This window comes from Streptomyces sp. AHU1 (assembly GCF_045343905.1).
Taxonomy (GTDB): domain Bacteria; phylum Actinomycetota; class Actinomycetes; order Streptomycetales; family Streptomycetaceae; genus Streptomyces; species Streptomyces triticiradicis.
Window position 1 is genome coordinate 213848 of the sequence record NZ_CP174283.1, and the last position, 17045, is coordinate 230892.

At 71.9% G+C, this 17045-nt stretch carries 12 protein-coding genes; all 12 read right to left on the reverse strand.

Annotation, left to right across the window (positions count from 1 at the left end; translation table 11 throughout):
* Positions 1-2: 2 nt before the first annotated feature.
* Complete coding sequence (locus ACICHK_RS01055; protein ID WP_406835059.1) at positions 3-5957, reverse strand: DUF4157 domain-containing protein; 5955 nt, start codon at positions 5955-5957, stop codon at positions 3-5.
* Positions 5954-6298 carry a hypothetical protein gene (locus ACICHK_RS01060; RefSeq protein ID WP_406835060.1) on the reverse strand — a complete coding sequence of 115 codons (345 nt, stop codon included), beginning with the start codon at positions 6296-6298 and terminating at the stop codon, positions 5954-5956. The genes ACICHK_RS01055 and ACICHK_RS01060 overlap by 4 nt, the downstream gene beginning before the upstream one ends.
* Positions 6289-8307 carry an ATP-binding protein gene (locus tag ACICHK_RS01065; RefSeq protein WP_406835061.1) on the reverse strand — a complete coding sequence of 673 codons (2019 nt, stop codon included), beginning with the start codon at positions 8305-8307 and terminating at the stop codon, positions 6289-6291. Before ACICHK_RS01065 ends, ACICHK_RS01060 begins: the two co-directional genes overlap by 10 nt.
* 37 nt (positions 8308-8344) lie before the next feature.
* Positions 8345-9622, reverse strand: coding sequence for a DUF4255 domain-containing protein (locus tag ACICHK_RS01070; protein ID WP_406835063.1), 1278 nt, complete (start codon positions 9620-9622; stop codon positions 8345-8347).
* On the reverse strand, positions 9619-10413 hold the full coding sequence (locus ACICHK_RS01075) for a hypothetical protein (RefSeq protein ID WP_406835065.1): 795 nt from the start codon (positions 10411-10413) through the stop codon (positions 9619-9621). Before ACICHK_RS01075 ends, ACICHK_RS01070 begins: the two co-directional genes overlap by 4 nt.
* Positions 10406-11206 (reverse strand): hypothetical protein, encoded by an 801-nt coding sequence (locus ACICHK_RS01080; protein ID WP_406835067.1) that lies wholly within the window; start codon positions 11204-11206, stop codon positions 10406-10408. Before ACICHK_RS01080 ends, ACICHK_RS01075 begins: the two co-directional genes overlap by 8 nt.
* A gap of 19 nt (positions 11207-11225) precedes the next feature.
* Positions 11226-11750: a phage tail protein gene (locus ACICHK_RS01085; protein WP_151467602.1), complete on the reverse strand. Its 525-nt coding sequence runs from the start codon at positions 11748-11750 to the stop codon at positions 11226-11228.
* Positions 11751-11849: 99 nt separating this feature from the next.
* Entirely contained in the window at positions 11850-13706 is a 1857-nt protein-coding gene (locus tag ACICHK_RS01090; protein WP_406835069.1) for a phage tail sheath family protein, read from the reverse strand.
* 429 nt (positions 13707-14135) lie between these two features.
* Positions 14136-14510: a VOC family protein gene (locus ACICHK_RS01095; RefSeq protein ID WP_406835071.1), complete on the reverse strand. Its 375-nt coding sequence runs from the start codon at positions 14508-14510 to the stop codon at positions 14136-14138.
* A 207-nt stretch (positions 14511-14717) separates the two neighbouring features.
* Entirely contained in the window at positions 14718-15113 is a 396-nt protein-coding gene (locus ACICHK_RS01100; protein WP_406835073.1) for a hypothetical protein, read from the reverse strand.
* Between the two features lie 190 nt (positions 15114-15303).
* The gene (locus ACICHK_RS01105; RefSeq protein ID WP_406835075.1) at positions 15304-16365 is read right to left on the reverse strand and encodes a CU044_5270 family protein; all 1062 of its coding nucleotides are present in this window, start codon (positions 16363-16365) and stop codon (positions 15304-15306) included.
* On the reverse strand, positions 16362-16979 hold the full coding sequence (locus tag ACICHK_RS01110; RefSeq protein ID WP_406835077.1) for an RNA polymerase sigma factor: 618 nt from the start codon (positions 16977-16979) through the stop codon (positions 16362-16364). Before ACICHK_RS01110 ends, ACICHK_RS01105 begins: the two co-directional genes overlap by 4 nt.
* Positions 16980-17045: the final 66 nt, after the last annotated feature.

Sequence of the window (17045 nt, forward strand, 5' to 3'; positions counted from 1 at the left end):
ACCTAGTGCAAACCGTAGAACCTCATCAACAGTGCGGTGATTTTCTCCCTCCCCTCCTTGACGGCCGCGTCTTTGGTGGCACCCACTATTCCTTCACCTTTGGTGACCGCCCGAGCCCATGCCTCCGCCAGTTCGGTCTCGCGACGCACCAGCTCCGCCCGGTCCGCGGCGGTGCCGCCTTTGTGCACGGGGCCAGGCGGTTTCCCCGCTTCCTCGGCCTCGACCCCGCGGGTCGCCCGTGCCGCGTTCTGCATGGACATCGGGAACCGCCCGCGCCCACCGGTGGCGCCACCGTCCTCGAACTCCGCGAACGCCTGCCGCCACGTCATACCGCCGCGGCTCGGGCCGCGCTGGACGAGATCGGTGGTCATCGCGGCGAATCCCAGGTTGGCCGGGTTCCTCACGGATTCCCGGACGAACATCAGCCACATGGTGTTCCGCAGCAGCGCCTGCTGTTCGAGGGTGACGCCCTGCGGAAATGTCCCCGTCCTGACATAGGCCCGCATGATACTGGCGATCCGCTGGTCCGGGAGTCCGGTGTCGGCGAGGCGCTGCGCGATCTGCGGATAGGCGAGGACACCTCTCGTGAACGCATTGGTTTCGCCGGGGGTCTTCATCTCCTTGACCGGCGCCAGATCCCGTCCGACACGGTACACGTCATCCTTCCAGGTGCGCGGAGCGGCGGGGTTGACGCGGTAGGTCTTTCCGCCCGGAGTGGCGACGTCCAGGTGCTGCGCGCGTTCCCGCAGATAGCGAACCGCGGCCGGGAGATCCGCGGCCTCGGAACTCTCGATGGGATGAGAAGGATTGCGTGCGTTCGTCAGGCGCATACGTCGCGCCCGTTTCTCCACGTCCGGCCGCTTCAGCAATTCCTGCGCGATCTCGTGGACGAGCAGGCGGATGTCCTCGCCGGTGAGGCGGAATCCGCCGGTTACCGTCTCTTCCGGATTCAGACGCGCCGTGATGTCGAACGCGGGCGACCCGATGTCCACCAGGCTCGTCAAGCGGTACCAGACACGCATCCCCATCAGGACGCCGGTCAGGACCACTCCGGTGAGACCTCGCTGGAGCAGCCGGACGAGCCTGGGCCGTATACGCGAAATGATCCTGGCCAGACGCGCTTCCTTCGCCTGTGGCGAGTTCTCGCGCTTCTTGTGCTCGTCCCGTCGCCGCTTCCGCTCCGCCCGCCACTTGTTCCACCGCTCCCGCAACCGGTCCCGCTGCCTCTTGAAGGCGTCGCGGACCTTGCGCGCGTTGTTCGTCAGGGCTCGGCCGAGTTTGCTGTTCTTCAGCTTCCGGCCCAGGCGGCGGGTGGTCTCGCGGACCTTCCTCAGGGCGTTCTTCGCCGCGTTGCGAGTGGTGTCCAGGGCTCGGCCCACCAGGGAGGTGGGACGCTCGGCTGCCGGGCGGCGGGACTGCTTGGTGCGACCAGGGGTGCGGCGGGGGCCGGACGCGGGGCGGGACGGTCGGCGGCGGACGGGGGCGAGTGCCTGGCGGGCGCGGCGGAGGCTGTCCTTCGCTCGGTTGACCATCGTGCCCAGCGCCTTGCGGGGACCCCGCGCCGCCTTCTTCAGGCCCGCCATGATCTTCTGGGCCATCGCCTTGAGCCGGCCGCCGACGCCCTTGGCGGCCATCTTCAGGCGGGAGAGGAGGAAGTTGGTGATGAACTCCAGCAGGGCCACCACACCCGCCGCCACGGCTTCCGCGAACAGGCACGCCGCCGGACCCGCCCTCACCGCCTTCAAGTAGGCGAAGAACTTCCCGAACCCCGCGATGATCCTGCTGATGGTGCCCCAGGCCGCCATCAGCCCCTGGACGATCGTCAGGATCGCCCCCACCGCGGGGACGATCAGCGAGACGACCTTCTCGACGACGATCGAGACGATGATCATCGGCAGGGACCGCACCAGCGCCTGCCACGCCATCCGGCCGATCTGCGCCATCGACACACAGCCCTTGAGCAGCACATCGATGACCATCCGGCCCAGCCCGAGCACCGACTCGACCTTGTCGTCGAACCACTTCCTGACCGCCGTCTTGACGGCGCCCCACAGATGGACCTGGATGCCCTCCCTGGCCGAACCGCCCATCTTCCTCAGCCAGCCGCCCGGATCCGGCGCGATGTCCGCCACCAGCGCCGCGAACTGTCCCAGTGCCGCGATCGCCTTCTGCGCGAACTCGATCGCCGACACGACCGCGTTCCGCACCATGTCGACGGCGGCCTTGAGTCCGGCTTCGAGCAGGCCCAGCAGCTTGTTCAGGCCGGCCGCGAGGAGGTCCAGCAGCTTGTCGACCGCCGCCTTGAGCTTGTCCGCCCATTCGTTGACCTTGGCGATCGCCCTGTCACGCCATTCCTCGATCTTCTTGCGGAACCTGTCCCGCAGCTCCGGGAACGCCGCCAGTAGCACGTCACCGATCGCGACGAGCGCGTCCGCCAGCTTCTTGATCAGCTCGACGGCGAACTTCCTGGCCTGGTCGATGGCCCAGTTCGCGAACTCACGGAACTTGTCGATGATCCCGTTGATGATCCCGCGGAAGAAGTCGAAGATGCCGGTGACCACACTGAGCAGCGCGTCGAACGCGGCCTTCACCTTCGACTTGACCCAGCCCCACCAGCCGGAGGACTCCTCCTTCTTGGCCTCCTTCTCCTTGCGTGCCTTCTCCTCCGCCTCCTTCCTGTTGTCCTGGATCTTCTTGTTGTCCTCGTCCTGCCGCTTGCCGACGTCCCGATCGGTGTCGGTGCGCCTGGTGTCGATCTCCTCGTTCTTGTCCGTGTGCTCCTTCGTGGCGTCGCTGTCGGCCTGCTCGGTCTTCTTGTCCTGCTCGCCCCGCCACAGGGTCCGCTCGGTCCTGACCTGCCGGGCCGCCTGCCCCCGCTCGCCGGCCTGCGCCTCGGCGTTCTCCGCGACGGCCCGGTCCTGCTCCTCCTGACTCCTGCGCCGCTCCTCGGCCTCGTCCTGCTGCTGCTTCGTCTGCTCGGTGGCCATCCGGCCCTGTGCCTGGCCGACCGACGCCTGGATCCGCGGGCCGCGCTCCTGCTGGGCGACGGCGGCGACACCGGGATCCGCCCCGGCCACCGTGCCGCCTCCCGCCCGGCGGCGCCCGGTACCGCCCCCGGCGGGAACGTTCCCGGTCAGCGTCTCCGCGGGGACGTCCGGGTAGATCTGGTCCTCGCCCATCGGCTTGGCGGTGTCCTCGCGGCCGACCGCGAGGATCCGTCCCGAGGTCTTCCTGAGGTTCTCGGCCTGCCTGTCGGTCCGCGCGGGGTCGCTCTCCCCGGAGAGCTCCACCTTGGGCGCCGTGACCGTGGCGTTCAGGGCCGGGTCGGTCGTCGGGACCTCGCCGACCGCGTTCTGCATGTTCCGTACGTCGTCGGCGGTGACCTGGTTCGCCGCGTCGTCGCTGACGTCGGGCCGGCTGACATCGGCGGCCGGGTTGCGTCCCCCGGCCCTGTCGCCCTCGGCCTTCTTCTGGTCCTTGCCGTTCTCGGCGCCCTCGCGCTCGACGTGTTCCGTCACCTGGGGGGCGGGTGCCGCCTCCACCGGCGCGCCGTGCAGCGTGCGCGGGGCACCCGAGGGGCGTTGCGCGGTCGGGGCGTCGGCCTCCAGCCGGGCGTGCCGCTCGTCCACCGAGCGGTCCACGGCGCCGTCCACGCCGTCCAGCGTCGACCGCATCTGGTCGGGCGGCAGCGTCCCGGCCGTGGCGAGCGCGCTCTGCGGGTCCTGGCCCGAGACGTCCGGGGGCGCGGGCTTCTCCTCCTGCCTGGTCTCACCGCCCTTGCCCGCCGTGCAGGCGCTCTCGGTCTTCTCCTCGGTGGTGGGCTGCTGCGGACCGGCACAGCCACCGCCGCCCGGCTCCAACGAGGCGTCCTGTCGCGGTGCCTGGACGCCGGACGCGTCCAGGGAGGCGGGCGCGTCACCGGCCCGGTCACCGGTCGTGCCGAGTTCCAGGGGCACCGGTTCACCGGGTCCCGGGGGTGCTCCCGGAGGTGCCTCCGGGACGGTGGTCAGGGTGGCGGCGGCCGACGTCACGGGGCCGTTCCCTCTGTCCGCCCCCTCCGGGGACGCCCTGTCCGCCCCGTCCGCTCCGGGCTCACCGATCCCGCTGTCCCCGCGGTCCGCAGCGGCAGCCGGTTCCGCCGTCCCGGGCTCTGGGCCGACCTCCTGCTCGACGGGCTTCTCCGGCCGCAGATCGCGGTCGGTCCGGTCGTCCTGCCGCGTCTCCGGCTCCGGCTCCGGCTGCCGCTGGAGGGCGGACGGTTCGGCTCGCGATGCCGCTTTCCGCTCCGGCGCCGGGGGTTCCGGCGTCGCTTCCCGCGCCTCGTCGTCGGGAGCGTTCTCCCGCTCCTCCCGTACCTGTTCCGCCTTGGTGGGCGGCGGTTCCGGGAAGCTCGGCGCCTGCTGCGGGGCGGGCGGCGACCCACCGGCCGGGAGCGAGAGCTGGTCCGCCGTGGGGACCGCGGAGACGTCCGGGTCCGTGACGGGCAGGAAGTCGTCCGGCTTCAGGCCCGGTTCCACGGGAGCGGGAGGCGGGGCCGGTTCGTCGTCCTTCGGTGTCTCGATCTCGTGGTCCGCGCCCGGTTCGAGGTCGAGCGGCTGTTCCTCCTCGCGGGGCTCGGCCTTGTCGTCGTCGAGGAGACCGTGCCGTTCGAGGGGGCTGTCCTCGGCCTCGCCGAGCTTGTCCACCTGCTCCGGGCGTGCGGGCGCCGGTTCCGCCTGTCGGCGCCGGTCGAGATCCCTGGGTGTCGAACCCCGCACCGGCTGCTGCTCCGGGGCGGCGACCAGGGTGCCGGCGGTGGAGGCCGCCGGTCCGCCGCTCGTGGCCGCGGACGGTGCCACGGCACCGAGCGCGGCGCCGGGCACGGCACCGGCCTGCGCGCCCTCGGGGGCCGTCTTCGGGCGCCCCTCCCCGGTCGCACGCTCGGCCTCCCCCTTCTCGCCCTCGCCTTCTTTCTCGTCTTCGTCCTGCTTCTCACCCTCGTCCTGCTTCTTGCCCTCGCTCCCCTTCTCCCCCTCGCCCTTCCACTCCCCCGCCTTCTCCTTGTCCGGCTCCCCGGCATCCCTTGTCGACTTGTCCCCTTCGGACTCGACCGCCCCTTTCCGCTCCTCCTGCGCGGGCACGCGCTCGGGCTCCGAGGGCTCATCGCGGCCGGCGGGGTCCATGACCGGCTCCGGTGTCCGGCCGGTGTCCGTCGCGGGCGGAACGCGCTCGCTCTCCTCGACGAGTTCGAGGACCCGCAGGTAGTCGGTGGACGGCAGTCGGCGTTCCAGCCGGCTCACGACCGAGTCGCGCAACTCGTCAGCGAAGCCGGCCAGTTGCAGCCGTACCCGGCCCGCGGCATCGGTGGGGTCGCCGCGCAGGGAACGCAGGATGCCGGCGGTCAGCCGGTCGGCCAGCGTGGCGGGATCGAGGTGCTCGGTACGGAAGCGATCGGCCCTGACGGTCGCGTACCGCAGCCAACCGGGGGCGGCGCCGTGGATTACCTCGGGACGTGGTTCCGCCGAGCGCGCTCCCTGTTCCGCCTCCCGTTCCACGGCGTCCCGCGGCGAGCTGACCGTTCCCAGGTCGCGGCCCGCCCGCAGGGCGCCCGGCTGGTGCGGGGACTGGACGGTGTGCAACAGCTCGTGGGCGAGGAGGCGGCGGCCGTCGTCCGTGCCCGGGCGGAACATACCGGGCGCGAAGAAGATGTCCCGTCCGACCGTCACCGCGTCCGCGCCGACCAGCTCGGCCAGCGCGGCGGAGTCCCGGTCGGTGTGGACGCGGACCTGGCTGAAGTCGTGACCGAGACGGGCCTCCAGTTCGCGGCGGACCCCGGCGTCGAGCGGATGGCCCGCCGCCGTGATGATCTCTTTCGGTTCAGGGGTACGGGTACGGACCCCGCGGTCGCGGGACTTGTTCCGGCGGCGCTGCGTCCCGGCCGTGGCGGGATCGGTGGCGCGGGCGTGGGTGCCGGTCATGGGCGCCCCGGCTCCGGGCGGCGGCCGCGCCCCGTGGTCAGGCCCGCGTGCACCGAGCGCGCGAGCGCCATGCCCAGGCGGTCCGACGACACGGTGTACGGCAGCGGCGGCAGACCCCGGACGACGTCCAGGGCGAGTCCCGTGTCGCCGTCCCCCTCGCCGTGGCCGTCGCTCACGAGGTCGTCGGCGACCGGCACGCCGTACTCCCGCACGAGCCGCGTCAGCTCGCGCCGGAACGCCTCCGCCACCCGGTCGCGGTCGACACGGGGGAAGCCGTCGAGCACCAGCTCGCCGATCTCCACGTCGATCCGGCCCGCCCGCTCCGTGTGCGTCAGGTCCATCCGCCGACCTCCGACGGAGTCAGGGCGCGCTCCAGCTTCAGGTACTCGGTGCGGGTGGCGGCCAGCATGTGCCGCATCTGCACCGGGCAGCCCTCCTCCGCGGCGAGGAAGGCTCCGGCCAGCGCGATGTTGCGGATCGAGCCGCCGGTGACCGTGAGCTGGGCGAGCCGGTCGACGTCCAGGCCCTCCCGGGGGGTCCGCTCGGGAATGACGCGGCGCCAGATCTCGGCGCGTTCGTGCACTCCGGGGAAGGGGAAGTCGACCACGAAACGGATGCGGCGCATGAACGCCGGGTCGAGCGCCTTCTTCATGTTCGTCGTGAGCACGGCGAGGCCGCGGTACGCCTCCATGCGCATCAGCAGGTAGCTGACCTCGAGGTTGGCGTACCGGTCGTGGCTGTCCTTGATCTCGCTGCGCTTGCCGAACAGCGCGTCCGCCTCGTCGAACAGCAGCAGCGCGCCGCCCCGTTCGGCCGCGTCGAAGACCCGGCGGAGGTTCTTCTCCGTTTCGCCGATGTACTTGCTGACGACCTGGGAGAGGTCGATGACGAACAGGTCGACGCCCAGTTCGGCCGCCATCACCTCGGCGGCCAGGGTCTTGCCGGTGCCGGAGCCGCCCGCGAACAGGGCGGTCACCCCGAGTCCGCGCCGCAGCAGCGACTCGAAGCCCCATTCCTGGTAGACGGTGCCGCGCTGCCGTACGTGGGCGACGACCTCCCGCAGCGTCTCGCGCTGCCGCTCGGCGAGCACCAGGTCCGCCCAGCCGGCGCGCGGTTCGATCCGGCGGCCCAGCTCGTCGAGGGCGACCCGGGCCTCGGTGAGCCCGGCCAGCCACGCCAGCCGACCGGCCCCGGACGGCTCGCTCCCGACGGCACGCCGCACGGACGCCCCGGCGGTACGGATGACGTGGGCGGGCAGTGAGAACTGGGCCACCAAGGCGCGCAGTTGGCCCTGGCTCAGCTCCGGGACGCCATCGAGCGCGTCGCTCCACAGCCGTAACTGCTCGTCGGGGGTGAGCGGCTCGACGGTGACGCGTTCCCGGCTGCCCGCCGCCGAGTCCGCGGGCGGTGGTTCGGAGCTGGACACGACGAGCGGTACGGCGAGTTCGGCGAAGAACGCCTCGGCCGCGGCGGTGGCCGTGCGCCCGGCGCCGGTCCGCTCACCGGCCTCCACGAGCAGTGCGGCCGGCAGCAGGATGGCCTCGCGTTGCCAGAGCCGGGCGAGCCGGTCGCGTTCCGCCGGTTCCGTGGGCAGGTCCTCGGCCGCCGCCGCGTAGAGGCCGAGCCCGCAGTCCTGGGCGGCCCGGGCGGCGACCTCCCGGCGCGTCGCCCGGTCCGCTCCCACCAGTTCGACGTGCGGCAGTCCGTCCAGAGCGGTCCGGGACCAGGCCGTCGTCACCGCCTGAGCGGCCCGCTCGTGCGGCGGGGGCGGCTGTCCGCGGCCGTCCTTCGCGTCGGGTGCGACGAGCCGGCGGCCGAGCAGCCCGTCGAGCCGGGTGTCCAGGTACGGCACGCCGACGAGGAAGTGCAGGATCCGCTCGTCGATCCGCAGCCGTGCGGCGGTCAGCGAGGCGTCCTCCTCCCGTTCGATCAGCCGCCAGCGGCGCAACGGGCTCACCGGTGCCAGCGCGCTCCAGTGCGGGGCGTCGAGCACCGCCAGCGCCAGCGAGAACGTCGGATACGCGCGGGCCGGATCACCGCAGGCGGCCGCGCAGCGGGCGGCGGCGGAGGGGTCGATCTCCACGGCCGCGCACAGCACGACGACGTCCCGCTCGAACGGCGTCAGGGCGAAGCACGAACACAGCGTGTCGAGGGCACCGGCGGGTTCGGCCGCACCGTCCGTGAAGGGCGCGTCGGCTTCGGACGCGGATCCGGCGTCCCTGGACGCGCCGCCGTTCGAGGCGTGGGCGTCGAGGCGGGCGAGCACCGCCGCCACCGCGGCGGACAGCGCCCGGTGGTCGACGCCGTGCGCGTCGTCCCCGGTGTCCGGCCGACCGGCCTCGCCTGTCATCGTCCCGTCCCTCCTCTCTCCCTCGTCCCCGTCTCCGTCAGTCCGTGGCCGAGAGGTCGGCCACGGGACCGGTGAACGTCCCGTCCCCGGACCGCTCCAGGGCGCTCTGCACTCCGTCCACCTGGATCCGCACCAGATAGGTGACCGGCCGTACGCCCGTCACCCGGATCCGGACCGTGTGCGGGTCGGGTCGGCCGGACAGCGGGAACGGGGCCCGGAACTGGTGGCTGGAGGCGGCCCGGTCCGCCGGTGGCGCCACCTCGTCGAGCAGCAGCAGGACCCGCTGGTCGTCGCGGACGGGCATGTCGAGGCCGAGCGCGAGCCAGGCGCCGACCAGGCCGTCGTCCTCGGTCCGCTCCGCGACGCCGACCGGCCCGGTGATGCCCGGCCGACGGGCGAACGTCTGCGCGTTGGACTCGATCCCGCGGTGCGGGCCCGGGGGTTCCCCGAGGTCGAGGCCGTGCAGGAGCTGGAGGGCGTAGACGCCGGGTTCCAGTTCGCCGGGCACCGCGAGCACCACCTGGTCGTCGCGGACCCGGTCGGCGGGGACGGGGACGTCGTGGGTGCCCAGCCGCGCGGTCACCCGTTCGGCCCGCAGCCCGGAGCCGGTGACCACCAGTTCGTGGTTCTTGGGCACCGGTCCGTCCTCCGGCGGGGTCCGTTCGTCCGCGCCGGCCGGCCGGGACAGCACCCGGTCGACGAGGGGGCCCCGGGAGGGGACGGCGCGCACCGTGCGGCGCAGCACCGGTTTCCCGGCGACGGGTTCCTGACCGCTCTCCACGAAGACCGCCGCGCCCTGGTAGACGACGGAGAGCGCGTAGGGCGTCTGGAACATCGTCGACCACAGCTTGGACAGGTCGTCGACGTCCATCGGTGTCGGCGTGAACCTGACCTGCTGCGGCGACGCGGCCAGGTCCGACCCGGCCAGGTGCGGCATCGTCCTGGCCTCCTCGATCCGTGCGCGCGGCAGGACCGGCGCTTCGTGGAGCCGTCGTACGACGCAGCCGAGCAGCCGCTGGGCGACCAGGAGGGTCTCGTCGCCGTAGAGGCTGATGAGGTAGTGCAGGTCGAGGGCGGCGGCCGGCCTGGCGAGGAGGGTGCCGTCGGCGCCACGGGTCGGTGTGTCGCGATGGCGGAGCGCCGGGTCGGGGGTGACCTGGTAGAGGAAGACGGTGATGGTCGGTTCCGCGGGCGGCTCGGCCGGCGGTTTGCGGGGGACGACCTGGACGGCGAATTCGAGGTCGGGGGTCAGGGCGTCCGCGATGTGCAGGCACAGTGCCTGGGTCGCGGTCGCGATGGCCAGGTGATTGCTCACCGCTCGTCCTCCCTGCCGGACCGGGACAGGTAGCTGTCCAGGCTCATGACGGGTGCGGACCGCACGGACCGGGACTGTGCCGCCTCCTGCTTCCGGCCGGAGCCGTTCCGGGGCCGGCCGGCGGCCGTGACCTCCAGCCGCCCGATGGAGACGTGCACGACCCGCTCCGGACGGCGTCCCTCTCCACGGCCGTCCCGGTCCGACCGGGCCGCGCTCCCGCCGCCCCTGCCGCCGGCCGGGCCGACCGGACGGGCGGTCGCGGGAACGGGGCGCGCCTGCCCGGCGGTTCCCGGGCCGGGCGTCGCCGCGGTGTCCCGGTCGCGGCCACGGGCGGCGGGCTTCCGTCCGGCGTCCGTGGCCCGGTCGGCCGTCCACGCGTCGGACCGGGCGCGGGCGGATCCGGGTCCGCCGGTGGGTGCGGGTCCGGCCGGCGGCAGGGGCGGTGGCACGAGCAGCGGGGCCACCGGCACCGCGGGCAGCGCGGCACGGCCGTACGACGGCTGCGGGCCCCTCGGAGGCGTGGTCGCCGGGCGCTCGGGCGGCAGGTGCCGGACAGCCGTGTGCCGGGGTGGTCCGGGCTCCGGCGGCAGGGCCGGACCGCTGCTCGCCGAGGTGCCGGCGCTCTCGGTGATCCCGTCGTCCAGCGGTGTGGGTCCTCGGGCGCCGCCGAGCGTCTCGGTCCGTTCGAAGGGGCCGGGCAGGCGCGGACGCACCCGCACCGCACCCGGCGAGCCGTCGCTGTCCGCGCCGGGGGCGCTCCACGCCAGCAGGCGGTCGAAGTAGTCAGCCATCAGCGCACAGCTCCAGGTAGTAGCGGCGCCGCAGGGGACTCAACGCCAGGATCTCCTGCTCGCTCCAGCCGTACGCGGTGGCGAGCAGGTGGACGTCGAGGAGGGTGCCGCGGGCCCAGGCGTCCAGTTCGGTCCACAGGTAGGAGGCGATGTCCAGTTCCGCTCTGGTCGCGTGCCCGCAGGCGGGGCAGGCGACGTTCAGGGTGACGTCGGCGCAGGGATCGGCCGCCGCGGCGACCTCGGCCATCCGGCGCTGCACCCTCTCGGGCAGCAGGCCGGGCAGTTCGCCGACCGCGACCGGCGTTCCGTCCCGTTCCGCCGCCACGGCGCAGCGGGCCAGCAGGACGGAACGGGCCCGCACCGCGTCGCCCGGACGCTCGGCCGCCACGGCCGCCAGGTCACCGGCGGTCGGCAGGCGGAAGGTGACGGCCCAGCCGTCCTCCTCGACCCGCAGGCCATCACCGTCGCCGCCCGCGCCCCCATCACTCGCCGCGGCCGCTTCGGCGCCCCGGCCGGCCCGCCCGCCCTCGGTCAGTTCGTCGGGGTCGAAGTCGAACTCCATGGCCTCCGAGCAGTCGCCGCACTCGACGCGCACCTCCAACGTGTCCCCGAAGAGGACCCGGCGCAGGGCGAACAGGTCCGCGTCGCGTCGTCCGACCGGCACCGACAGCAGTTCCTCGGGATCGGCCGTCGGCCGGGCGACGGTGTGCAGGAGCAGGGCACGGCCGAAGTGCCCGGCCGTGAGACCTGCCTCCCACGCGGCGAGAAGATCCGCGGCCCCCGTGCGTTCCATGCGGGCTGCCCCGTGTCCCTCACGCCGGCTGGGTGAACGAGGGCTCTTCGGGTTCGGGGACCTCGTAGTCCCGTTCCCAGCCCTCGCACTCCAGCTTCAGGCTCTGGATGGCGACCGCGTTGGCGTTGGCGTCCAGCTCACCGACGACCTGGTACTCGCTCGGCCAGGCCCGGTACAGCTTGTGCGATACGGCGACCTGGCCGGCCTCGTTGAGGACCTGGATGACGATGTCCTTGCGGAAGTCGCTCAGGGAGACCTCGGAGCCGAGCCCGGCGCCGACCTGCCAGACCTTGTTCGCCCAGCGGTCGAACTCGGGGTCGTGGGTGACCCCGCGCTCCAGCGTGACGGCCTCGTACTCGGTGCGGCCGGGCGACTTGCGCGGAGAGCTGGGGTCACCGCCGTGACGGTGCTTGACGACCTCGGTGGTGCGCTTGAGCGGGCTGATCTTGCTGACGCCCGCGACGGTGCGCCCGTCCCAGAGGACGAGGAACTTGAAGTTCTTGTACGGGTCGAACCGGTGCGCGTTGACCGTGAACTCGGCCATGGAGCTCCTATGCCTTTCGTGCCTCCGCGCCGGGGCAACCGCTGGCGCATGTCCGACGGGTGACGGGTCGGGCCGGGAAGGGGAGATCGGCCGGACGGCCTAGGTCAGGACCTGCCCGGCCATCTGCTCGATCTTGACGATCACGAACTCGGCCGGCTTCAGCGGCGCGAAGCCGACGACGACGTTGACCACGCCCCTGTTGACGTCGTCCTGGGTGGTGGTGTCCTTGTCGACCTTGACGAAGTACGCCTCCCGCGGCGAGGTGCCCTGGAAGGCCCCCTGCCGGAACAGCGTGTGGAGGAACGCGCCGACGTTCAGCCGGATCTGCGCCCACAGCCGCTCGTCGTTGGGTTCGAAGACGACCCACTGCGTGCCGCGGTACAGGCTCTCCTCCAGCATGAGCGCGAGACGCCGCACGGGCACGTACTTCCACTGGGAGCCCAGCGCGTCGGAGCCGTCCAGCGTGCGTGCGCCCCAGATCACCGGGCCGACCACCGGGAAGGTCCGCAGGCAGTTGACGGCGACGGGGTTGAGCAGGCCGTTCTCGCGGTCGGTCATCGGGACGGTGAGCGACCGGACGCCGTTGAGCAGCGCCTCGGTACCGGCCGGTGCCTTCCAGACCCCGCGCTCACTGTCGGTGCGCGCCATGATCCCGGCGACGGTGCCGGAGGGCGGGAAGCCGCGCAGCCGCCCGGTGAGCGGGTCGACCACCTCGACCTGGGGGAAGTACAGGGCCGCGTGATCGCTGCGGACCACGTCGAAGTCGGCACGGCCCACGCGTGCGGCGTCGATGTCCGTCCAGTGGGCGGGGGCGTCGACGAGCAGGAACATCCTCTTCTCACGGCACAGCGCGTCGGCCGCGGAGATCACGGCGAGCATGTCGTCGGTGCTGTCGTACCCGGCGAGTTCGGGCAGGGCGAGCAGGTTGACGTCCTGGACCGCGCGCAGCGCGTGGATGCCGGTCTTGCCGGCCTCGCTGCCCATGAGGTCGGCGGCACCGGGAGCGCCACCGTCGGCACCGCCCTCCAGGAGGAACACGGGCGGGTTCACCGAGCCTTCGAGCCCGAGGTCGTTGGCGTTCTCGCCGGTGAAGCGCACGAGGTCGTCGGGGCTGTCGGAACCCGCGACCACTTGCAGTCGCCGGCCGAAGGCGGTCACCCGGGCGCCCGCGAACACACGCTTGCCCGGCAGGTCCGGCAGGGCCCGCAGCTTGCGCTCCAGCAGCAGCGCGAGCGCGGTGACGGTGGCCGGCGCGGTGTCCCCGTCCTTCTCCTGGTCGTAGATCTTGAAGGTGTGCGACTTTTCGCCGATCTTCACGTCGACGTCCCGGGAAAGGACGTCGGCCGCCGGAACGGAGTCGAACTTCTTGGACACCGTTCCCACCGGATTCGGACGGCCGTCCCGGTTCAGGACCGCGATCCGAATCACCGCGGAACTGGAATTGACCATGGAATCCGCGGACCGCGGGTCGCTCTCCGCGGTACCGAGTCCGGTGAACGACTCCTGTACGGCGCCCGAAGAATCAAAAACGCGTAGGTTGTAGGTTTTCTCCGGGTCTTCCGTGTCGTAGTCGACCGAGACGCGCAGTCCCGATCCCCAGGTGCCGGGTTCTTTCGCGGTGATCTCCAGCACGGCGGCCGCGGGAGTGATCTCGGCGGAGGACAGGCGCACGGCGGCCGATGATCCGCTGCCCGAGTCCACCCGTACGACGACGGCGACGGATCCGCCGTTCAGGAAGAACTGCCGCACGGAGTGACCGAGCACGCCGTCGGGGTCAAGTCCGCCGAAGCGGCGTTCGAAGTCAGCGAAGCTGGTGACGGTGACGGCGCTGTTCAGCGGGCCGCGACGGGTCCGGCCGACGAAGGCGCACACTGACGTGGTGACGGCGGTGATGGTGCGGACACTGCTGGGAAGCTCTTCGACGTACACGCCCGGATAAGTCGGAAGCGTCGCCATTCCCCCTCCTTTTCCAATGAACGGCAGGAGACATGGACAAGGAAGGGGCCGCTCACGTCTGCTACTTCAGTAGCGTGCGACTCCCGAATCTCCTGAGCATCACATATGCCAGTCACCCTCAAGGCTTCTCACGAGAACGCAGCAATACTCCCTGTGAATCTTCGTCTCGCGCCCTTGCGTAAATGAGTATGGCCAGAAGGAGATGCCGCCACCTAGGGAATGTTCGGTACTTGACTCAAACCTTCTGCAAGCGTTCGGCGATGAACGATCAATTCCAGTAAGCAGACGTGTTGATTCACCAGCTCATCCGACAAGATCGCTGGTCGATTTCACCGCGAGGGACATGCCCATTGCGGCCGTACCGCGGATATCCGCCGGACGGCGGAGCCGGCCCGTACCCGGCAGCGCGTCCGCCGACGGGCACCGTGTTCAGGCGCCGGGAAGGAACAGACAGAAGAGGTGGCCGTGAGGGTCGCGGAGAACCCTCACGTCCTTCTGGGGCTGATGGTCCTCCAGCGTCGCACCCAGGGCGCAGGCCCGTGCCGTCTCCGCTTCCAGGTCGTCGACCTGCAGGTCCAGGTGCGCCTGCATCTGCTGGACCCCCGGACGCTGCGGCCACACCGGCGGAGTGTGGTCGGTCTCCAGCTGGAAGCTGAGGCCGGGACGTTCTCGCTCCGGATGCCTCAGACGGACCCACTGCGGTTCGCGATCGACTTCCTGCCAGCCCAGCAGGGCCCGGTAGAAGTCGGCCAGGGCGGGAGGATCGGGAGTACCGAGCACAAAGGCACCGAGCGTCGTGGTCATGCCTTCAGCTGTTCCCCCGACATCCGCTCCGACTCATCGACGCACCCTTGTCCGATTCTGACGCCCTGCACGACGACGCCCACCGGCCCCAGGACCGGTACGGCTCTTCTCGCTGTCCATGTGACGGGCCCCTTCGACGGGAGTCCCGGCGGGGCGACAAGCCGACCGGCGGACCGGCGCGCGGAAAGCGAGAGTCCCGACGTCTGGTCAGGCGGAGGCGAAAGCCTCCTCGGGGACGTCGTCGAGGACGAATCCGTTGTCGAGCCGGACGCGGACCGTGACGCGGAGCATCCGTCGCCGGTAGGCGGCCCACTGCTCCTCCAAGGCCCCCACCTGCTCCTCCAGTTGCTTCCTGCTCGCCGGTGGCATCTGGTCGCCGAAGTCGTCGAGGAGCGACTTGAGGCGCAGGTACTCACGGACCTCGTGGCTCTGCTGCCGGTGGTGCTCGTCCACATGCTCGACGGTGCCCTCGACACCCGCCGCCAGGGCCACGGAGGCGGTGAAGGCACCCGTCTCCTCCGGGGGCTCCCCGGCCGGGGTCACCGTCCCGGCCAGCCGCAGATCCGCCGCCAGCCGCACCCGTTGGCCCACGTTCAACGTCATCGGTCCTTCGTCTTCCTCGTCGGTCACCGGCGATCCGGCACCCATGACGACGCCAGGCGCACCGGAGAGAACAGGATCATCCCATCCTCACCTCCGGCCCCGGCACGATCGAGGCCCTCGCGGACCCCGGCGGACGGGGGCGGACCCCAGGTGGGCCCGCAGAGCCCTCACGGAGTCCGCCCCCTGCCGCTCAGCTGTCGGCCCCTGCGGATTTCTCGCCGTGCCGGTCGACGACGGCGCGCCGCAGCACGGCCGTACTGCCCATCAGTGTGTCGGACGTGATGCCCTTCTGCTTGTCGTGGGTGATGAAGCCGCGCGCGCCGAGGAACGCGAGACTGTGCTTGTCGAAGATCCACTCGTCGCGCGTGGCGGAGGAGGCGTCCTCGCGGGTGATGGCGATCCCGTGCCGGCCGGCCACGTCGACGGCGTTCGGAATCTCCTCGACCCCCGGTATCCTCGCCGCCGCCTTGTACAGCGCGGCGGTGTTCCGGGGCGGCATGAGCGTCTGACTCAGCAGGTCGCCGATCAGGGAGAAGACGGCCTGTTCCCTGGACTCCCCGTCGGACACGCGGACGTCGCGGCGCAGCAGGGTGAGCAGGGCGTCGGGGTCCGTCGGCAGCGAGGACAGCCACGCGTACGTGGGGTGGTCGATTCCCGCCGGGACCGCGTCGGAGGACTCGATGGGGATGGTCTCGTCGGGCATGACGGCGTCCTTGCCGGACTCGCGCATCCAGCCGAGGGTCTTGAGCGGCCTGGGGTCCTGCGAGGTCCACGTCTCCACCGTGTGCGGGGCTCCGAGTTCCACGGGCCCTTCGAACGTTCCCTTGTTCTCCACCGTCAGGCTCCTGACGTACACGAACTGGTCGTCCCTGACCGGCGTGGCGTCACTGGCCATGGCGGCGACGGCGATCCGGTTCAGGGTGACGGAGGCGCTCCGGGCGTGGGCGCCGGCCGTCGCGGTCCGGTCCGTCGGCGCGGGACCGTGGCCGCCGCCGGTGACGGTGAGGGTCACGGCCAGCGCTCCGGCCAGCACCGTCGAGGCGAGGGGCACCAGGACGGCCGGACGCGTCAGCCGGCGGCGCGGTGCCGGGGCGGGGGTCGGGTCCGAGGCGGGAACGTGGCCGAGGTCTTGGTCGATCTGCTGCATCAGGACGTCCTTGTAGTGGAGGTGTCGTCCCGGCGGGAGGTCCCATTCGGCCGGCGCGGAGAGCAACTCCAGCGCGTCCTCGGTCCGTCGACCGTCGGCGTTCATCGGGTCTCCTCCTGCAGGAACAGGGCCGCGAACGCGGCCTCACTCTCCATCTCTCCACGGGGGCCGGGAGGTTCCGTCCCCGTGCCGCCCTGCCCGGAGCTGAGCCGGGCGAGCCGTGCCCGGGCGCGCGACAGCCTCGACCGCACGGTGCCGACGGGGACGCCGAGCGTCTGTGCGGCCTGCCGGTAGTCGAGGCCGGCCGACACGCACAGCGCGAACACCTCGCGTTCCTGGCGGCGCAACAGGCCCAGCGCCTGGTGGACCAGCACGAGCCGGCGGGCGTCGTCGATCCGCCCCGCCGTCTCCTCCGCGAAGTCCTCCACGGGACGCGGCCGCGGACTGCGCGCAAGGAAGGCGAGCCGTCGGCGCAGACTCCGGTTGGCGTTGCGCGCCTTGTGCGTGGCGATACCGAGCAGCCAGGGTCCGAGCGGTCCGCCCTCCGGCTCGACCCGCTCCCGGCCGCGCCAGGCGGCGAGGAACGTCTCGGACATGACCTCCTCGGCCTGTGACCAGTCGCCGGTCAGCCGCAGGGCATGGTTGTAGACCGCCCGCGCGTACTGGTCGTAGAGCTCGGCGAACGCCGCCCGGTCCCCCGCCCGTATGCGCGCGCGCATGGATTCCTCTGGTTCTTCATGACTCACACTCGGTACTCTCCGTGCCCCGCCCGAAGTTCCTGTGGC